This window comes from Paracoccus kondratievae, from assembly GCF_009301415.1.
GTDB classification, from domain to species: Bacteria; Pseudomonadota; Alphaproteobacteria; order Rhodobacterales; family Rhodobacteraceae; genus Paracoccus; species Paracoccus kondratievae.
The window spans coordinates 1,144,866-1,161,834 of the sequence record NZ_CP045072.1 but is presented as its reverse complement, the minus strand read 5'-3'; the positions used below and the strand labels follow the sequence as shown (position 1 = coordinate 1,161,834).

At 61.3% G+C, this 16,969-nt stretch carries 18 protein-coding genes; 14 read left to right on the top strand and 4 right to left on the bottom strand.

The genetic code is table 11. The features are described 5' to 3' along the window. Positions 1-33: 33 nt before the first annotated feature. From gltA to F8A10_RS05850, 3 genes are all read left to right on the top strand, one after another. A complete protein-coding gene (gene gltA, locus F8A10_RS05860) occupies positions 34-1,326 on the top strand; it encodes a citrate synthase (protein ID WP_010395045.1) in 1,293 nt (430 codons plus the stop codon). A gap of 128 nt (positions 1,327-1,454) precedes the next feature. Next, positions 1,455-1,787: a DUF1284 domain-containing protein gene (locus F8A10_RS21660; RefSeq protein ID WP_010395044.1), complete on the top strand. Its 333-nt coding sequence runs from the start codon at positions 1,455-1,457 to the stop codon at positions 1,785-1,787. 56 nt (positions 1,788-1,843) lie between these two features. Further along, entirely contained in the window at positions 1,844-2,497 is a 654-nt protein-coding gene (locus F8A10_RS05850; RefSeq protein WP_152366893.1) for an SDR family NAD(P)-dependent oxidoreductase, read from the top strand. On the opposite strand, the gene F8A10_RS05845 is transcribed toward F8A10_RS05850, so the two are convergent. Continuing rightward, the gene (locus F8A10_RS05845; RefSeq protein WP_152366892.1) at positions 2,494-3,927 is read right to left on the bottom strand and encodes a cobyric acid synthase; all 1,434 of its coding nucleotides are present in this window, start codon (positions 3,925-3,927) and stop codon (positions 2,494-2,496) included. The genes F8A10_RS05850 and F8A10_RS05845 overlap by 4 nt on opposite strands. Before the next feature lie 69 nt (positions 3,928-3,996). Here F8A10_RS05845 and secG point away from each other — a divergent pair, with 69 nt between their 5' ends. From secG to F8A10_RS05795, 10 genes are all read left to right on the top strand, one after another. Further along, complete coding sequence (gene secG / locus F8A10_RS05840) at positions 3,997-4,470, top strand: preprotein translocase subunit SecG (protein ID WP_176224558.1); 474 nt, start codon at positions 3,997-3,999, stop codon at positions 4,468-4,470. A 145-nt stretch (positions 4,471-4,615) separates the two neighbouring features. Next, on the top strand, positions 4,616-6,259 hold the full coding sequence (locus F8A10_RS05835) for a CTP synthase (protein ID WP_010395039.1): 1,644 nt from the start codon (positions 4,616-4,618) through the stop codon (positions 6,257-6,259). A 47-nt stretch (positions 6,260-6,306) separates the two neighbouring features. After that, positions 6,307-6,759, top strand: a complete 453-nt coding sequence (locus tag F8A10_RS05830) for a hypothetical protein (protein WP_152366891.1) — start codon at positions 6,307-6,309, stop codon at positions 6,757-6,759. A gap of 62 nt (positions 6,760-6,821) precedes the next feature. After that, positions 6,822-7,730, top strand: coding sequence for a polyphosphate kinase 2 (gene ppk2 / locus F8A10_RS05825; protein ID WP_152366890.1), 909 nt, complete (start codon positions 6,822-6,824; stop codon positions 7,728-7,730). 143 nt (positions 7,731-7,873) lie between these two features. After that, positions 7,874-8,335, top strand: a complete 462-nt coding sequence (locus F8A10_RS05820) for a tellurite resistance TerB family protein (protein ID WP_010395035.1) — start codon at positions 7,874-7,876, stop codon at positions 8,333-8,335. A 124-nt stretch (positions 8,336-8,459) separates the two neighbouring features. After that, positions 8,460-9,272 carry an ABC transporter ATP-binding protein gene (locus tag F8A10_RS05815; protein ID WP_010395033.1) on the top strand — a complete coding sequence of 271 codons (813 nt, stop codon included), beginning with the start codon at positions 8,460-8,462 and terminating at the stop codon, positions 9,270-9,272. Positions 9,273-9,295: 23 nt separating this feature from the next. Continuing rightward, the gene (locus F8A10_RS05810) at positions 9,296-10,024 is read left to right on the top strand and encodes a transporter substrate-binding domain-containing protein (protein ID WP_010395031.1); all 729 of its coding nucleotides are present in this window, start codon (positions 9,296-9,298) and stop codon (positions 10,022-10,024) included. Between the two features lie 55 nt (positions 10,025-10,079). Continuing rightward, positions 10,080-10,958, top strand: coding sequence for an ABC transporter permease (locus F8A10_RS05805; RefSeq protein ID WP_010395029.1), 879 nt, complete (start codon positions 10,080-10,082; stop codon positions 10,956-10,958). After that, positions 10,955-11,782 carry an ABC transporter permease gene (locus F8A10_RS05800; protein WP_010395027.1) on the top strand — a complete coding sequence of 276 codons (828 nt, stop codon included), beginning with the start codon at positions 10,955-10,957 and terminating at the stop codon, positions 11,780-11,782. The genes F8A10_RS05805 and F8A10_RS05800 overlap by 4 nt, the downstream gene beginning before the upstream one ends. Further along, the gene (locus F8A10_RS05795) at positions 11,783-13,117 is read left to right on the top strand and encodes a glutamine synthetase family protein (RefSeq protein ID WP_029371792.1); all 1,335 of its coding nucleotides are present in this window, start codon (positions 11,783-11,785) and stop codon (positions 13,115-13,117) included. A 73-nt stretch (positions 13,118-13,190) separates the two neighbouring features. Here F8A10_RS05795 and F8A10_RS05790 read toward each other — a convergent pair whose 3' ends face one another. Beyond that, a complete protein-coding gene (locus tag F8A10_RS05790; RefSeq protein WP_152366889.1) occupies positions 13,191-13,502 on the bottom strand; it encodes an ETC complex I subunit in 312 nt (103 codons plus the stop codon). Positions 13,503-13,680: 178 nt separating this feature from the next. Here F8A10_RS05790 and uvrB point away from each other — a divergent pair, with 178 nt between their 5' ends. Beyond that, positions 13,681-15,867, top strand: a complete 2,187-nt coding sequence (gene uvrB, locus F8A10_RS05785; protein ID WP_152366888.1) for an excinuclease ABC subunit UvrB — start codon at positions 13,681-13,683, stop codon at positions 15,865-15,867. 16 nt (positions 15,868-15,883) lie between these two features. Here uvrB and F8A10_RS05780 read toward each other — a convergent pair whose 3' ends face one another. Both F8A10_RS05780 and parA read right to left on the bottom strand, forming a co-directional pair. Next, positions 15,884-16,177 (bottom strand): I78 family peptidase inhibitor, encoded by a 294-nt coding sequence (locus F8A10_RS05780; protein ID WP_010395017.1) that lies wholly within the window; start codon positions 16,175-16,177, stop codon positions 15,884-15,886. An 86-nt stretch (positions 16,178-16,263) separates the two neighbouring features. Further along, positions 16,264-16,899 (bottom strand): ParA family partition ATPase, encoded by a 636-nt coding sequence (parA, locus tag F8A10_RS05775; protein ID WP_152366887.1) that lies wholly within the window; start codon positions 16,897-16,899, stop codon positions 16,264-16,266. Between the last annotated feature and the right edge of the window lie 70 nt (positions 16,900-16,969).

Sequence of the window (16,969 nt, the reverse complement as noted above, 5' to 3'; positions counted from 1 at the left end):
CCGTGGGCTGGCGACAGGTGAAAGGAACTGGGAATGGCTGAAGGAAAAACCGCGAAACTGCAACTGGGAGGCAAGGATTTCGATCTCGCAGTCCTTTCCCCGACCGCCGGGCCGGACGTCATCGACATTCGCAAACTCTATGGCGAAGCGGGCGTCTTTACCTATGACCCCGGGTTCACCTCGACTGCGTCTTGTGATTCGACCATCACCTATATCGACGGCGACAAGGGTGAGCTTTGGTATCGCGGCTATCCGATCGAGCAGCTGGCCGAGCATTCGCATTACCTGGAAGTCTGCTACCTGCTGCTTTACGGTGAACTGCCGAACCGCGACCAGCTCGTTGACTTTGAAACCCGGGTGACCCGCCACACCATGGTGCATGAACAGATGCACTATTTCTTCCGCGGTTTCCGCCGCGACAGCCACCCGATGGCGACCATGGTGGGCGTGGTTGGGGCCATGTCGGCCTTCTATCACGACTCGATCGACATCAATGACCCGGTCCAGCGCGAGATCGCCTCGATCCGGCTGATTGCCAAGGTTCCGACCATCGCTGCGATGGCCTATAAATATTCGCTGGGCCAGCCCTTCGTCTATCCGCGCAATGAGCTGGATTACGCCAGCAACTTCCTGCACATGTGCTTCTCGGTCCCGGCCGAGCCCTATCAGGTCGATCCGGCGCTGGCGCGCGCTATGGACCGCATCTTTACCCTGCATGCGGATCACGAACAGAACGCCTCGACCTCGACCGTGCGTCTGGCTGGCTCTTCGGGCGCGAACCCCTTTGCCTGTATCGCCGCAGGCATCGCTTGCCTCTGGGGGCCGGCACATGGCGGCGCCAACCAGGCCTGCCTTGAGATGCTGCGCCAGATCGGCACTGTCGACCGGATCCCCGAATTCCTTGCCCGCGCCAAGGATAAGAACGATCCGTTCCGCCTGATGGGCTTTGGTCACCGGGTCTATAAGAACTTTGACCCGCGGGCCAAGGTAATGAAGGAATCGGCTGACGAGGTTCTGGACCTGCTTGGTATCCACAACAACCCGACCCTCCAGGTTGCCAAAGAGCTTGAGCGGATCGCGCTTGAGGACGAATATTTCGTCGCCAAGAAGCTTTATCCGAACGTCGATTTCTACTCGGGCATCATCCTCGAAGCTATTGGCTTCCCGACTTCGATGTTCACCCCGATCTTTGCGCTGTCGCGGACTGTCGGCTGGATCTCGCAGTGGAAAGAGATGATTGCCGATCCGCAGAACAAGATCGGCCGTCCGCGCCAGCTTTACGTCGGTGCTCCGCGCCGCGACTACAAGCCGCTGGACGCCCGCTGAGCGGCAAAACGCAGAAAGATACGAAACGGCCCCGGAGCACATCCGGGGCCGTTCTGCTGCGTCCCCATCACGTACTTTGTGCGATCGGCTGGCAGGGCAGCGGCTATTCGCCCGAGTTCACCGCCAATATGGACAGCATTGTGCGCGACCGGCTGCGCGCTGATCCGCAGACGCCTGTATTGATCACCGGAATGGCAGATTCGATCTGCGCGCCCTGCCCTTCGCGGCGTGGCATGGGCTGCCTTGGCGATGAGCGCATTCGCAGGCTCGACCGCCGCCATGCAGCGGCACTTGGTATCCGGCCCGGCCAGCGCATGACCTGGGCCGAGGCACAGGGTCGCGCGGTCGACAGTCTGCAACCCCGGGATCTTGCGAGAATCTGTTCGGGTTGCCAATGGCTTGATCTGGGTATCTGCCAGTCGGCACTGGCGCGATTGCAGCAGGAAGCGCGGCCAGAATGACGCAGCCAGAATGCCGGGGCTTGCACCCGTCCGCAGCCGGTGCCAAATCGGCAGCCATGACCGAGCATGACAAAATCGCGCTGATCACCGGCGCCTCGCGCGGCCTTGGTGCCGCTTTGGCCGAAGCCCTTGCCGCTCGCGGCTGGCATATCCTGGCTGTTGCCCGCACGACTGGTGCGCTGGAAGAACTGGACGACCGTATCCGCAAGGCTGGCGGTTCGGCCACGCTGGCTCCCATGGATATTGGTCAGCCCGAGGCCATGGTACAGATGGCCAAGGCAGTGACAGAGCGTTGGGGCGGACTAAATCTCTGGGCACATACTGCGATCCACGCCGCGCCGCTGTCCCCGGCGGGCCATATCGACGGCAAGGATTTTCAGAAATCCGTGGATCTGAACCTTGTCACGACACGCGGGCTGATCGGTTTGATCGAGCCGCTTTTGCGCGTGCGTAAGGGCACGGCACTGTTCTTTGACGACAAATACGCCGGGCAGAAATTCTTTGGCAGCTATGGTGCGACCAAGGCCGCGCAGATCGCGCTGGCTCGCAGCTGGCAGCTTGAGAATCAGACGCTTGGTCCTCGTGTCGTCATTGCCGAACCAGCACCGATGCCGACCGCCGTTCGCGCTCGCTTCTTCCCCGGAGAGGATCGCGCCCGCCTTACCCCCTGCAAGGCTGAGGCCGAGCGTATTCTGACCGGCCTCCTCTAACGCGCAAACGATAGCAGGCGGTCGATATCCAGATGCGCCTCAAGGTGCTCGGCCAGCCGGTCGAGCACGTCATCGACTCCGGCACCGTAATTCAGGGCCGAGACTGCGTCAAATTGCGCCAGCCATGCCGCACGAAAGGCGTCGCCGGTAAAAAGCCCGTGCAGATAGGTACCCGCGACCCTGCCGCAGGGGCTGCCTGCCCCATCCGGGCCGGGAATATGGGCAAAGGGGCGGGCGCAATCCGGTCCCTCGGTTCGGCCCATGTGGATTTCATACCCTTCAACAGGCGCGCCTAGTGCGGTCCCCCGGCTGCGGGTCAGGCGCTTTTCCGGGGCCATACGCGTCTCGACGTCCAGATGTCCCAGCCCCTGGGTGCTGCCGGGGCTGCCGTCATAGCCATCAGGGTCGTGGATCCGGCGGCCAAGCATCTGATAGCCGCCGCATATCCCCAGCACCCGCCCCCCACGCCGCAGATGCGCGGCAAGGTCGATATCCCAGCCTTGCTGGCGCAGGAAATCCAGATCGCCGCGCGTCGATTTCGTCCCAGGCAGGATCACCACATCAGCGTCGCCCGGCAAGGCCTGACCGGGCGGGACCATGGTCAACCGCACCCCCGGCTCGGCCGTGAGCGGGTCGAGATCGTCGAAATTCGCGATACGCGACAGCATCGGACAGGCGATATGCAGCCCCCCTGCCCCCGAGGCGCGACGCAGATCCACTGCGTCCTCGGCGGGCAGGCGCGCGGCATCGGCAAACCAGGGGACAAGCCCAAGATCGGGCCAACCCGTGCGCTCAGTGATAAAGTGGCGGCCTTCGTCAAACAGCGACGGATCCCCGCGAAAACGGTTAATGATAAAGCCGCGGATCATCGCCGCATCCTCAGGATCAATCACCGCCTGAGTGCCGATGATCTGGGCAATGACGCCGCCGCGGTCGATGTCTCCGGCCAGAACCACAGGCACGCCGGCAGCACGGGCAAAGCCCATATTGGCGATATCCCGGGCACGCAGGTTGACCTCGGCCGGACTGCCGGCGCCTTCTACCAGCACCAGATCATGGGCGCTGCGCAGGCAGGAAAAGCTGTCCAGAACCGCATTCATCAGTTGCTGTTTCAGGGCGCCGTAATCGGCGGCGGCGGCGCGGGTCATGGCGTGACCCTGCACCACCACCTGCGCAGCGCGGTCAGTCTCGGGTTTCAGCAGGACCGGGTTCATGTGGACCGAAGGGGCAAGCCCGGCTGCCCGCGCCTGTAAGGCCTGTGCGCGGCCGATTTCTCCGCCATCAGGGGTGACGGCAGCGTTGTTCGACATGTTCTGGGGCTTGAAGGGTGCAACACTGATCCCGCGCCGCAAAGCCGCGCGGCACAGCCCCGCCACCAGCAGCGATTTTCCCACATTCGACCCGGTTCCCTGGATCATCAGCGCGCCCATGGTTCCCCCCGCTTGCCAACCCGTGCCCAGGTGACTAGATAGGCGCGTCGCTGAATGAAAGGCCCCGTGGTGGAAAACGTCGTCCTTACCGTGCATCTGATCCTTGCCGTCCTGCTGATCGGAGTGGTGCTGTTGCAACGGTCCGAGGGCGGCGGCCTTGGCATTGGCGGGGGTGGCGGCGGCGTGATGACCGGTCGTCAGGCCGCCAACGCGCTGTCGCGACTGACCTGGATTTTTGCTATCGGCTTTATCATCACCTCGATGACCCTGACCCTGATCGCTGCAAAAAATGCGTCGAGCGGCTCGATCGTGGATCAGCTGGATCTTGGCGGGGCCGAAACTGCGCCGGCAGGCGAACTGCCCGGAATCGGCGGCTATACGCCGCCCCCGGGTGCGGGCCAGCCCGTTGTTCCGGGCGCTGGCCAACCGGTGACGCCGCCCGCGCCGGCAGCCCAGACCCCTGCCCCGCAGGCGCCTGCTGAGGCTGGCGAAGCGGCTCCGGCGGCGCAGGAACCGGCTGCCCAGAATACAGGCAATAACTGATACCATAACTTGGGGCCGCCTCGGCTGCCCCTTACCATAACTTGCGGTCCGTTGCGGCCACGGGATAAATCAGATATGACTTTAGTCCCGTGATACCCGCTAGATTCGGGCCGCAATCTGCTATTGATAATTCACGGGGGCCTCGATGGCGCGATACATCTTCATCACCGGCGGTGTGGTTTCTTCGCTCGGCAAGGGGCTGGCATCGGCGGCGCTGGGGGCGCTTTTGCAGGCGCGGGGCTACACTGTGCGTCTGCGCAAGCTTGACCCCTATCTGAACGTCGATCCCGGCACCATGAGCCCCTTTGAACATGGTGAGGTTTTTGTCACCGATGACGGGGCGGAAACCGATCTCGACCTTGGGCATTATGAGCGATTTACCGGCGTGTCGGCGCGTAAGACCGACTCGGTCTCGGCCGGCAGGATCTATTCCAACGTTCTGGAGAAAGAGCGGCGCGGCGCCTATCTGGGTAAAACCATTCAGGTCATTCCCCACGTCACGAATGAAATAAAAGACTTTCTTGCGATTGGCGAGGAAGAGGTCGATTTCATGCTCTGCGAGATCGGCGGCACGGTCGGCGATATCGAAGGCTTGCCCTTCTTTGAGGCGATCCGGCAGTTTTCGCAGGAACGTCCGCGCGGGCAGTCAATCTTTATGCATCTGACGCTGATGCCCTATCTGGCCGCCAGTGGTGAGCTGAAAACCAAACCGACCCAGCATTCGGTGAAAGAGCTACGCTCGATCGGGATTGCCCCGGATGTCCTGGTCTGCCGCAGTGAGCAGCCCATCCCGGAAAAGGAACGCGCCAAGATCGCACTGTTCTGCAATGTACGGCCTGACGCCGTGATCCCGGCCTATGACCTGAAGTCGATCTATGAGGCCCCGCTGGCCTACCATCGTGCCGGTCTCGATCAGGCGGTGCTTGACGCCTTTCAGATCAGCCCTGCCCCTCGCCCCGATCTGACACGTTGGGAGGATGTGATGGATCGGCTGGAAAATGCCGAGGGCGAGGTTCGGGTCGCCGTGGTCGGCAAATACACCCAGCTTGAGGACGCGTATAAATCCATCGCCGAGGCGCTGACCCATGGCGGAATGGCCAATCGTGTCCGCGTCCGCGCTGATTGGGTGGACAGCGAAAAGCTTGAAGGCGAAGGCGCCCATCTTCTGGACGGCTACAACGGAATCATCGTTCCCGGCGGTTTTGGCGAGCGCGGCACCGAGGGCATGATTGCCGCAGCGAAATATGCCCGTGAAAAGAAAGTGCCCTATCTGGGCATCTGTCTTGGTATGCAGATGGCCGTGATCGAGGCGGCGCGCAACCTTGCCGACATGCCCGACGCGGGTTCCGAGGAATTTGACCATGAGGCTGGCGAGACGCGTTTTACCCCGGTGGTCTATCACCTCAAGGAATGGGTGCAGGGCAATTACACCGTCCAGCGCAAGCTGACCGACGACAAAGGCGGCACCATGCGGCTTGGCGCCTATACGGCGGTGCTGTCGCCCGGCTCGAAGATTTCCAAGGTTTATGGCGGTGCGCTGGAGATCGAGGACCGCCACCGTCACCGCTATGAGGTCGATGCCAAATATCGTGAAAAGCTTGAGCAAGCCGGTCTCAGCTTTTCCGGCATGTCCCCCGACGGGCGGCTGCCCGAGGTGGTCGAATATGCCGACCATCCGTGGTTCATCGGCGTCCAGTCGCACCCCGAGCTGAAGTCGAAACCTTTCGAGCCTGCGCCGCTTTTTGCGGGCTTCGTTCGCGCCGCGATGGAGAACGAGCGGCTGGTCTGATCCTCCGCCTGTCGCCATAATGTCGGGATCACAGGAATGGTCCCGACATGCGCGCACTTTTGACCCTGATCGCACTTTCTGCCACACCCGCCTTTGCGGATGCACCGTTGTTTCTGATTGATCAGACCAGCCTGCCCTTTGATCTGGGACCCGGCGCGCCTCAGAACTCTCCGGCAAAAACCTCGAATTCGCCCAATGCGGCGGCGAATTCGGCGGCCAGTTCGGCCAACAGCTCATCCAGCTATGCCAATTCTCCGCAGAACCCGGCCAATGAAAAGCGGGTAATCTTTACCGGTGACGGTTCGGTCGTTGGGTATTACGCTCCGAACGGTGCGGGAACGCTGAATCTATTCACTGTCACCGGCAAGCGCGTCGCCTACCGCCCCAAAGGCAGCAAAAGCCTTTTTTCCAATGACGGTCGCTGGTGTGGCACAGTTGCCGGATCCAGCGGCGGCGGCATCGCATTTGGCATCATCCGGGCCTGCGCCGGGCTGTTCTAGGAACCGACACGGGATTGTCACATTGTCCAGCTAGACCGCCGCAGAGCAGCAGGAGATCACCGATGCGGGACGCAACGCCCAAAGACTGGCTCGAGGCCGAACTTCAGGACACTCTGGATGAGGATATCGAGATCGAGCTTGAGGATGCGACCCTGTCGCAAGAGTTGTCCCGGATCTATCGCGCCGCCCATCCCGATGCGATGCCGCGCGCGGATTATTTCCGCGAGTTGCTGCGTTTGCAGGCTGAACTGATCCGGTTGCAGGACTGGGTATCATACAACAAGGAAAAGGTCGTGGTCATTTTCGAAGGCCGCGACAGCGCAGGTAAGGGCGGGGCAATCAAGCGCATTACCCAGCGGCTTAACCCACGTGTGGCGCGTGTGGTCGCCCTGCCCGCGCCTTCGGACCGTGAAAAGACCCAATGGTATTTCCAGCGCTACGTTCCCCACCTGCCGGCGGGCGGCGAGATCGTGCTTTTTGACCGCAGCTGGTACAACCGCGCCGGGGTCGAGCGGGTGATGGGCTTTACGACCGAAGATCAGGTCGAACAGTTCTTTCGCGACGTCCCGGAGTTTGAGCGGATGTTGGTTCGCTCGGGCATCCGGCTGGTGAAATACTGGTTTTCGATCACGGATGAGGAACAGCAGATGCGCTTTCTGATGCGCATTCATGACCCGCTGAAACAGTGGAAACTGTCGCCCATGGACCTGCAGGCACGCGTCAGGTGGGAGGACTACACCAAGGCCAAGGAAGATATGTTCGAGCGCACGAACATCCCCGAAGCGCCCTGGTACATTGTCCCCGGCAATGACAAAAAGCGGGCGCGGCTGAACTGTATGGCTCATCTGCTCAGCATGATTCCCTATGGCGACGTCCCGCATGAAGAGATCTCCCTGCCTGATCGGGTCTTTAATCCCGATTACGAGCGCGAGGTGCTGCCGCCGGAACTCTATGTGCCGCAACGTTACTAGCTGAGGTCAGGGGGCGCAGGGCGCAGCCTGACGGCTGACTGCTTACGCGTTTTCCGGGGCCAGATCCTCTCAGGGCGAAAAATCTGCCTGACAAATTTCGCGCTGCATATTGTTGCGGCGTGAAAATGTCATAATATCCGCCCATGTTTCGCAATCTTCTGACCCGGCTTTTCGCCGACAGTACCGACCAAACGCGCCTGAACGGGCAGGATGCCGAAGTCGCGGTCGCCTCGCTTTTGGTGCGGCTGGCACGCGCCGACGATCATTATGGTGTTGTCGAGCAGCAGCGCATCGACCAGGTGCTGGCGCGCCGCCGTGGCCTGACCCGGATCGAGGCCGCCGAAAAGCGCGCCGCAGCCGAGATGATCGAGGCCGAAGCCCCTGATACGGTACGCTTTACCCGTACGATCAAGGAACGTGTCGAGTTGCAGGACCGGCAAAAGATCATCGCCGCACTGTGGGAGGTTGCCTATGCCGACGGCCAGCGCGACCCCGAAGAAGAGGCGTTGGTGCGGCTGGTCGCCGGGCTGTTGGGCGTGAACGACCGCGACTCTGCTCTGGCCAGGAATCAGGCTCTGGACGATCTGGGTCAGGTGGATTCGTGAAAAACCACTGCTCCTGCCCCCGCTCTCAAGCCTGCGACCTGACCGGAAAGCCAGCGAGGAAAGCGTTGCAATCGAGTGGCAAATATCGCCTCATATCTGCATGAGCCAAACAGAACCGATCAGTATGACAGCCGCTACGCCCCCGGCCGCGGGGCTCTCTCGCAGCTCTGACGCGCCGGTGATCCAGATCCGGGACCTGCACAAGTCTTACGGCCCACTGCAGGTTATCCGCGGCGTCAGCCTTGCCGCACCGCGCGGCCATGTCGTCAGCCTGATCGGCTCGTCCGGGTCGGGCAAATCGACGCTTCTGCGCTGCTGCAACTTGCTTGAAGACAGCCAGCAAGGCGAGATCCTGTTTGAGGGCGAGGCCGTGCGTTGGCGCGGTACCGGTCTTGCGCGTGCCCCTGCCGACCGGGCACAGGTGACGCGGCTGCGCACCAATCTGTCGATGGTGTTTCAGCAATTCAACCTCTGGTCCCACATGACGATCCTGCAAAACGTCACGGAGGCCCCGGTGCATGTGCTTAAACGCGATCCCCGCCAGGTCGAGGCCCGCGCGCGTGAACTGCTGGCCAAGGTTGGTATCGGCGACAAGGCTGACGCCTGGCCCGCGCAGCTTTCGGGCGGACAGCAGCAGCGCGCGGCCATAGCGCGTGCCCTGTGCATGGAGCCCAAGGCGTTGCTATTGGATGAGCCGACCAGCGCACTGGACCCCGAGTTGCAGCAAGAGGTGGTGCGCGTCATCAAGGACCTTGCCGCCGAACATCGCACCATGCTGCTTGTCACCCATGACATGCGTCTGGCGGCAGATGTCAGCGATCACGTCGTCTTTCTCCATCAAGGCCGGATCGAGGAAGAAGGCCCCCCTGACCAGTTGTTCGGCGCACCCCGCTCTGAACGGCTGCGGCAGTTCCTGAGTGCAACAATGGCCGAATGAAAACACCAACAGGAGAGTGAAGGATGAAGAACTTGATGCTTGCTGCCGCAGCCCTTGCGCTGACCGCGGGCATGGGTCTGGCACAGACGGTGCGCATTGCGACCGAGGGCGCCTATCCTCCCTACAACCTCGTCAACGATCAGGGCGAGGTCGACGGTTTCGAGGTCGAGCTGGGCAATGAGCTGTGCAAACGCGCCCAGCTGGAATGCACCTGGGTCAAGAATGACTGGGATTCGATCATTCCCAACCTGAACAGCTCGAACTATGACGCGATCATGGCCGGGATGAGCATCACCGAAGAGCGCCGCCAGTCCGTCGCCTTTTCGCAGAACTACATCCCGCCGACTGCATCGGCCTATGCCGCGCCTGCGGCTGATGTGGATGTGACGCAAGGCGTCGTCGCGGCCCAGACCAGCACCATTCAGGCACAATACGTCGCTGAATCGGGGGCCGAGCTTCTGGAATTCGCAACCCCTGACGAAGCTGTGGGTGCGGTCCGCAATGGTGAGGCCGAGGCCGTCTTTGCCGACAAGGACTTCCTCGTCCCGGTGGTCGAGGAATCGGGCGGGGCAATCGTCTGGGTCACCGGCAAGGACGATATCCCGCTGGGCGAAGGTATCGGCATGGCGCTGCGCAAATCCGACACCGAGCTGCGCGAGAAATTCGACGCCGCCATTTCCTCGATGAAAGAGGACGGATCGCTCAATGAAATGATCAAGAAGTGGTTTGGCGACGAGGCCGTGCTGTTCTGATCTGAAACAAGCCCCTGCCCGAACCTTTGTCCGGGCAGGGCATTCCGGGTGATCCATGTTCGCGTCCTGCGCCGATCCCAAATCGCTGGAAGGACTTGCCTGGCTGATGTGCTATCTGGCCTCGGGCAAGCACCTGCTTTTCTATCTCTCCTTCGGCACGGTCCTGCTGTTGCTGGCGATTACTGCACCTGTGGCGCTGCTGTTCGGCTTTGGCGGAGCCATGGCCTCGCGGTCGCGCATCGCGCCGATCCGCTGGTTTGGACGGATCTATACGTCGATGGTGCGTGGTGTGCCCGACATCATCTTCTTTCTTTTCGTGCCGATCGCACTGGATCAGGCCTTTGAATGGCTGCGCTCGCGCATTTATTGCGACCCGACGGTTCCGGTCAGGCACGGCAATGAATTCATCGTTTGCTCGGCGGCCAAGCTGCCGCTTTCGACTTCGCCGGAATGGGTGCATCAGGCCTATGGCATCTTTCTTGCCGTGATTGCCTTTGCCGTGGTTTTTGGCGCTTTTGCTGCCAATGTGCTTTACGGGGCGATGAATGCCGTGCCTCGCGCCCAGCTTGAGACGGCCGAGGCTTACGGCATGAGCCCCGGACAGGTGAACCGGCGCATTCTGATCCCGCAGATGTGGACCTATGCCCTGCCCGGCCTTGCCAATCTGTGGATGATCCTGATCAAGGCCACGCCGCTTCTTTTCGTGCTGGGGGTTGAAGATATCGTCTATTGGGCGCGTGAGCTGGGGGCGGCCAAGACCCGGGTCTATGCCTATCCGCACCCGGATTGGCGGCTTTATTACTTCCTCGGCATCCTGGTCTTTTATCTGCTGATGACCTGGGGATCCGAGCGGATCTTTGACCGCATCCGCGCCCGGCTGTCGCGAGGTCAGGCCACCGCCGCCGGAGAGGCGATGCGAAAGGCCGCCACATGAACGAATGCCTGCAAACCATTCAGAACTACGGGCTGCGTGCCATCGGCATCGGTGAGCGGCTGCTGCCGCGGGGCGAGTTCACCCTTTGCGAACAATTCACCCTGATCGGCTCGGGGCTGATCTGGAACGTCTATTTTGCGGCGCTGGCGCTGTTTATCGGATTCTTCCTCGCCAACCTTCTGGCCGTGGCGCGGGCCAGCCACAGCCGATTGATCAGAAAACCGGCCGAGTGGTTCATCTTTATCTTTCGCGGCAGCCCGCTCTTTATCCAGTTCTTTCTGGCTTATGAAATGCTCGTCAAACTGCCGCGTGCCGGTATTGACGTGTTTGGCATCACGGTCGAGACTTCGTGGATGACGCGGGCATGGGCCGGTGCGCTGCTGGTTCTGGTGCTGAACACCGCCGCCTATTCGGCCGAGATCTTTTACGGCGCGCTGCGCAACCTGCCCAAGGGCGAGCTTGAGGCAGCTGATGCCTATGGCATGACCGGCTGGACCCGTTATCGCCGGGTGGTCTGGCCGACCGCCATGCGGCTTGCCTGGCCTGCCTATACCAACGAGGCGATCTTTCTGTTCCATGCCACGACGCTGGTGTTCTTTTCGGGCTTTCCAGCCTATCAGCAACGTGGGGATGCGCTGTATTATGCCAGCTACTTTGCTGACAAAACCTTCAACCCCTTCATCGCTTACCCGATCGTGGCGGTTTATTTCGTTTTGCTGACCGTATGCCTGATCGGGCTGTTTGGCATCGTGAACCGCAGACTGAACCGCCATCTGCCCGGGGCGACGAAAAAGATCCGCTACAGGCCCAATCTTATCAGGTGAATCATGGAATGGTTGCGTGAGCATCCCGACGTCAGGACTATCCGAGTGGCTGCGGCCGACCTCAACGGCGTTGCCCGCGGCAAGCGCATCCCGGCGCGTTTTGCCGACAAGATCCTGACCGAAGGCACGAAATTCCCCTTTTCTGTCCTGAACATGGACATCTGGGGCGAGGATATCGAGGACAGCCCGCTGGTCTTTCAGGCCGGTGACCCCGACGGACTGCTGTTGCCGACCGAGCGTGGCTTCATGCCCATGCCGTGGCTTGAGGCGCCGACCGGCCTTTTGCCGATCTGGATGTTCCATCTTGACGGCCGCCCCTATGAGGGTGACCCCCGTCAGGCGCTGGCTCGGGTCGTTGATCGCTACAAGGCCGCCGGGCTGACGCCGGTGGTGGCGACCGAGCTTGAGTTCTTTCTGATCGACGATTCCGGTGGGCAACTGCGGGTACCGCCCAGTCCGCGCTCTGGCAAGCGTCGCACCGGGGCCGAGACGCTGTCTCTGCGTGCGCTTGACGCTTTCGATCGCTTTTTTACCGCGCTTTACGAAGCTTGTGAGGCGATGGACATCCCCGCCGACACGGCCATTTCCGAGGCCGCGCCGGGGCAATTTGAAATCAACCTGATGCATCAGGCCGATCCGCTGAAGGCAGCCGATGACGCTTGGCTATTCAAGCTGTTGGTCAAGGGGCTGGCGCGACGCTACGGCTTTGCCGGCTCATTCATGGCCAAACCCTATGAGGAATGGAACGGCTCGGGGATGCATATGCATTTCTCGGTACTGGATGCGCAGGGCCGCAACGTCTTTGACAACGGCGGTGAAGAAGGATCCGAGGTGCTGCGCCATGCAGTTGCGGGCTGTCTTGCGGCAATGCCCGGCTCGACTCTGGTTTTTGCCCCGCATGAAAACAGCTATGACCGGCTGGTGCCGAATGCCCATGCGCCGACCGGGATCGGCTGGGCCTATGAAAACCGGACCTCGGCCATTCGTATCCCCTCTTCCGGCCCCAAGGCGCGGCGGATCGAGCATCGCGTGGCCGGGGGCGATGTGAACCCCTACCTGACTGTCGCAGCGGTTCTGGGCGCTGCGCTGAATGGGATCGAAGACAAGGTTGAGCCGCCGCCGCCGATCAAGGGCAATGCCTATGAACAGGGGCTTGAGCAACTGCCGGGCACTTGGGGTTCGGCCATTGATGCCTTTGCCGCCTCATCCGAGATCCGGCGTATCTTTCCTGCCCATCTGATCGAAAATCTTGTCATGACCAAGCGGCAAGAACTGCACTACATGGCCGAGCTGTCGGATGACGAGACGGTTGAACTTTACCTCGATACCGTCTGAAGTACCTGCTCCATGAATGATAAAAGCCGAAGGCTGCAAGCCTTCGGCTTTTATTTTTCAGAATGGGCGCGGTTCAATGCGTCCAGGGGGCGCGGCGCTCATTGGCAAAGTTTTCGCCATAGCCACGCGGACGGATGTTCGGCGCGCGGGTATGCGGCTCGATCACCTCATATTCCAGCCCGTTTTCGCGGGCGTAATCCTCGGCCTGCTTGCGGGTTTCAAAACGCAGGCGGACCTGGCTTTGCGTGTCGTCGCTGCTGGTCCAGCCCATCAGCGGATCAATCTCGCGCGCTTCGGCGGGCGGAAAGACCAGAAGCCATTCCTTGGTGCGTGCCGTGCCGGATTGCATGGCATTGCGCGCAGGCTTGTAGATGCGAACTCGCATGGCGGGAATCCTCTGTTCTTGCTTGCCTGTCTTATCCCCGATGCGCTGCGCGCATTCAAGATGCCCGACATGCGATTTACCGCCGCGCCAGCGGGCTTGTGACAGGATATTCCCTTGCCGGGGTTGCATCGTGGCGCGAATGCGCCAGATTACCCATGGCAGGAACAAAGGTGAAACCATGGGTCACAACAACACCAACGCCCCCGTCGCACGCTTTCCCGAAGTGACCCGGCCCAAGCTGGAAGGTGGCAAGCGGTTTGTCATGCATTCCGAGTTCCAGCCCGCCGGGGACCAGCCTACCGCCATCGCCGAGCTGGTGCGCGGCGTCCAGGATGGTGAGCGCGATCAGGTTCTGCTGGGGGCAACCGGTACCGGCAAGACCTTTACCATGGCCAAGGTGATCGAGGCGACGCAGCGCCCGGCAATCATTCTGGCACCGAACAAGACGCTGGCGGCGCAGCTTTACGGCGAGTTCAAAGGATTTTTTCCTGAAAATGCCGTCGAATATTTTGTCAGTTACTACGACTATTACCAGCCCGAGGCCTATGTGCCGCGCTCGGACACCTATATCGAGAAAGAATCGCAGATCAACGAGGCCATCGACCGGATGCGCCATTCGGCCACCCGTGCGCTGTTAGAGCGGGATGATGTGATCATCGTTGCCTCGGTTTCCTGCATCTATGGTATCGGCTCGGTCGAGACTTATTCGGCGATGACGCAAGATCTTGTCGTCGGGCAATCCTATGATCAGCGTCAGTTCCTGGCCGAGCTGGTTGCACAGCAATACCGTCGCCTTGACGCAGCTTTCCAGCGCGGCGGTTTCCGGGTGCGGGGCGATGTGATCGAGGTCTGGCCTGCACACCTCGAAGATCGGGCGTGGCGCTTTGACTTTTTCGGAAATGAGCTTGAATCCATTACGGAATTTGATCCGCTGACCGGTGCCAGGACTGACAGCTTCAAACAGATCCGTATCTATGCAAACAGCCACTATGTGACGCCGCGCCCGACTTTGCAGCAAGCTGTCAAAGGGATACGGGCAGAACTTCAAACGCGGCTGAAACAGTTGACTGATGAAGGCAAACTGCTTGAGGCCCAGCGGCTTGAACAACGCACAAACTTTGACCTGGAAATGCTTGAGGCGACGGGGACTTGTAACGGGATTGAGAACTATTCGCGCTATCTGACCGGTCGCGCCCCGGGTGAGCCGCCGCCGACGCTGTTTGAGTTCATCCCCGACAACGCAATCGTCTTTGCCGATGAATCCCATGTCAGCGTGCCCCAGATCGGCGGCATGTACCGCGGTGACTTCCGCCGCAAGTTCACGCTGGCCGAGCATGGTTTCCGCCTGCCCTCGTGCATGGACAACCGGCCCCTGAAGTTCGAGGAATGGGACGCGATGCGCCCGCAATCGGTCTTTGTCAGCGCCACCCCCGCACAATGGGAGATGGACCAGACCGGCGGTGTCTTTGTCGAACAGGTCATCCGCCCCACCGGCCTGCTGGACCCCGAGGTCGAGATCCGGCCGGTCGAAATGCAGGTCGACGATTTGCTGGACGAGGTGCGCAAGGTCACCGCCAGCGGCTATCGCACGCTGGTCACCACGCTGACCAAGCGCATGGCAGAGGATCTGACCGAATATATGCATGAACAGGGCATCCGCGTGCGCTACATGCACAGCGATATCGACACGATCGAACGTATCGAAATTCTACGCGACCTGCGCCTTGGTGCCTTTGACGTACTGATCGGCATCAACCTTTTGCGCGAGGGGCTGGACATTCCCGAATGCGGGCTGGTTGCCATTCTCGATGCCGATAAAGAGGGCTTTCTGCGTTCGGAAACCTCGCTGGTCCAGACGATTGGCCGTGCGGCGCGCAACGCCGAGGGGCGCGTCATCATGTATGCCGACCGTGTCACGGGCAGCATGGAGCGCGCCCTTGCCGAGACCGAGCGTCGTCGCAAGAAACAGATCGCTTATAACGAGACCCATGGCATCACGCCCCAGACGGTCAAAAAGAACGTCGAGGATGTTCTGGCCGGGTTGTGGCAGGGCGACACCGATCAGTCGCGCATCACGGCCAAGGTGGATAAACCTATGGTCGGCTCTAACCTGGCCGCCCATCTTGATGCGTTGCGGGCACAGATGCGCAAGGCTGCCGAAAACCTGGAATTCGAAGAGGCCGCGCGGCTGCGTGATGAGGTGAAACGGCTCGAAGCAGTAGAGCTTGCGATTTCGGACGATCCTCTGGCGCGGCAATCCGCTGTCGAAGAGGCGGCCGAGGCGGCGGTCAAATCCTCGGGACGGTCAACCGCTGGGCGCGCCGGGCAACGCGGTGGCAACAAGCGCTCTCGTCGCCACCGTTGACTGGTGAGTCTTTGCTCTAGCTGCAGCTCACCGACATGAGCTTGCCGCGCTTGTCTACGATAAAGGTCAGGCGGTCCTGGATCAGCTCCATAGTCATCGGCTGGCCTTCGCGGGCGATGCGATACATCTGCCCTTCGGGCACGGTGATCGTTGGGGAAGTCTGGCCAATGAGATGACTATAGCGCGCCGCGCCGCAGGGATCGCTGGCGGCTGCGGTTTCGGGCGGCTCATCAGGGGGTGCGGTTTCCGGCGTGCACGCAGCCAAGGCAAGCGGCGTCGCCAGAACGGCAATGGAAAACGACAGCTTCATCTTGACCTCGTCTATTGTAGGGCTTGTGGGCAGATAACGCCCCGAACCGCAAAAGGTTTCATTGCCCCCGCAAGGATCGGCCGGTTTCAGCGCAAAATGGACAAAACCTCTTCGGTCAGGGTATCGAGCTCGGTGCGGGCGGCGGTATTGCGTGCAACCTCGCCAGCGCCCAGCCCCTTGCCCAGGGCCTCGGCATAGGCAACGCGGTTGCCAAGCCGTGCCCCGGCCACCTCAACTTCCAGCGCGGCCGCCCCTTCGGCCACCTCGGCGGTCAGGCGTGCCTGTGGGCGGGTCCGGTTCAGCACGATCAGCGTGTCGCATTTTTCGCGGCGGGCCAGATCCAGAACCCCTTCGGTCGCCCACAGGTCGACATGGCTGGTCGCCACCGGCACCAGCACCAGATCGGCCACCCGCAGCGCCGGACGCAGATCGCTGTCAATCTTTGGCGGGGTGTCGATAATGACGAAATCAAACCGCTTTTTCAGCTTTTCGGATTCGTAGCTTGCCCCCCAGGCGGACGAGGTCGAGAATTCCAGCGCCTCATCCTCGCCCAGCCGCTCCAGCCGCTCAAGAAACCAGCGGCCAAGGCTGCCCTGCGGGTCGGTGTCAAGCAGCGCCACCGAATGGCCGCGCCCCCGTAAGGCCACGGCCAGATTGACCGCAATGGTGGTCTTGCCTGACCCGCCCTTTTGCTGGGCTATGGTGATGATCCGTCCTGCCATGACGCCGCTCCGTCCCGAAAATCGCCCGTCTTTCCCGCCAGATTAGGGGGTCTGCGCAGATGATGCACGG

Coding starts and splice junctions, on each gene's coding strand:
- F8A10_RS05830 (WP_152366891.1), top strand. CDS start 6,307: ATGCGCGCACTTTTGACCCTGATCGCACTTTCTGCCACACCCGCCTTT.
- F8A10_RS05835 (WP_010395039.1), top strand. CDS start 4,616: ATGGCGCGATACATCTTCATCACCGGCGGTGTGGTTTCTTCGCTCGGC.
- F8A10_RS21660 (WP_010395044.1), top strand. CDS start 1,455: ATGGACAGCATTGTGCGCGACCGGCTGCGCGCTGATCCGCAGACGCCT.
- F8A10_RS05780 (WP_010395017.1), bottom strand. CDS start 16,177: ATGAAGCTGTCGTTTTCCATTGCCGTTCTGGCGACGCCGCTTGCCTTG.
- F8A10_RS05810 (WP_010395031.1), top strand. CDS start 9,296: ATGAAGAACTTGATGCTTGCTGCCGCAGCCCTTGCGCTGACCGCGGGC.
- F8A10_RS05800 (WP_010395027.1), top strand. CDS start 10,955: ATGAACGAATGCCTGCAAACCATTCAGAACTACGGGCTGCGTGCCATC.
- F8A10_RS05850 (WP_152366893.1), top strand. CDS start 1,844: ATGACCGAGCATGACAAAATCGCGCTGATCACCGGCGCCTCGCGCGGC.
- parA (WP_152366887.1), bottom strand. CDS start 16,899: ATGGCAGGACGGATCATCACCATAGCCCAGCAAAAGGGCGGGTCAGGC.
- uvrB (WP_152366888.1), top strand. CDS start 13,681: ATGGGTCACAACAACACCAACGCCCCCGTCGCACGCTTTCCCGAAGTG.
- F8A10_RS05805 (WP_010395029.1), top strand. CDS start 10,080: ATGTTCGCGTCCTGCGCCGATCCCAAATCGCTGGAAGGACTTGCCTGG.
- F8A10_RS05845 (WP_152366892.1), bottom strand. CDS start 3,927: ATGGGCGCGCTGATGATCCAGGGAACCGGGTCGAATGTGGGAAAATCG.
- F8A10_RS05815 (WP_010395033.1), top strand. CDS start 8,460: ATGACAGCCGCTACGCCCCCGGCCGCGGGGCTCTCTCGCAGCTCTGAC.
- F8A10_RS05790 (WP_152366889.1), bottom strand. CDS start 13,502: ATGCGAGTTCGCATCTACAAGCCTGCGCGCAATGCCATGCAATCCGGC.
- gltA (WP_010395045.1), top strand. CDS start 34: ATGGCTGAAGGAAAAACCGCGAAACTGCAACTGGGAGGCAAGGATTTC.
- F8A10_RS05820 (WP_010395035.1), top strand. CDS start 7,874: ATGTTTCGCAATCTTCTGACCCGGCTTTTCGCCGACAGTACCGACCAA.
- ppk2 (WP_152366890.1), top strand. CDS start 6,822: ATGCGGGACGCAACGCCCAAAGACTGGCTCGAGGCCGAACTTCAGGAC.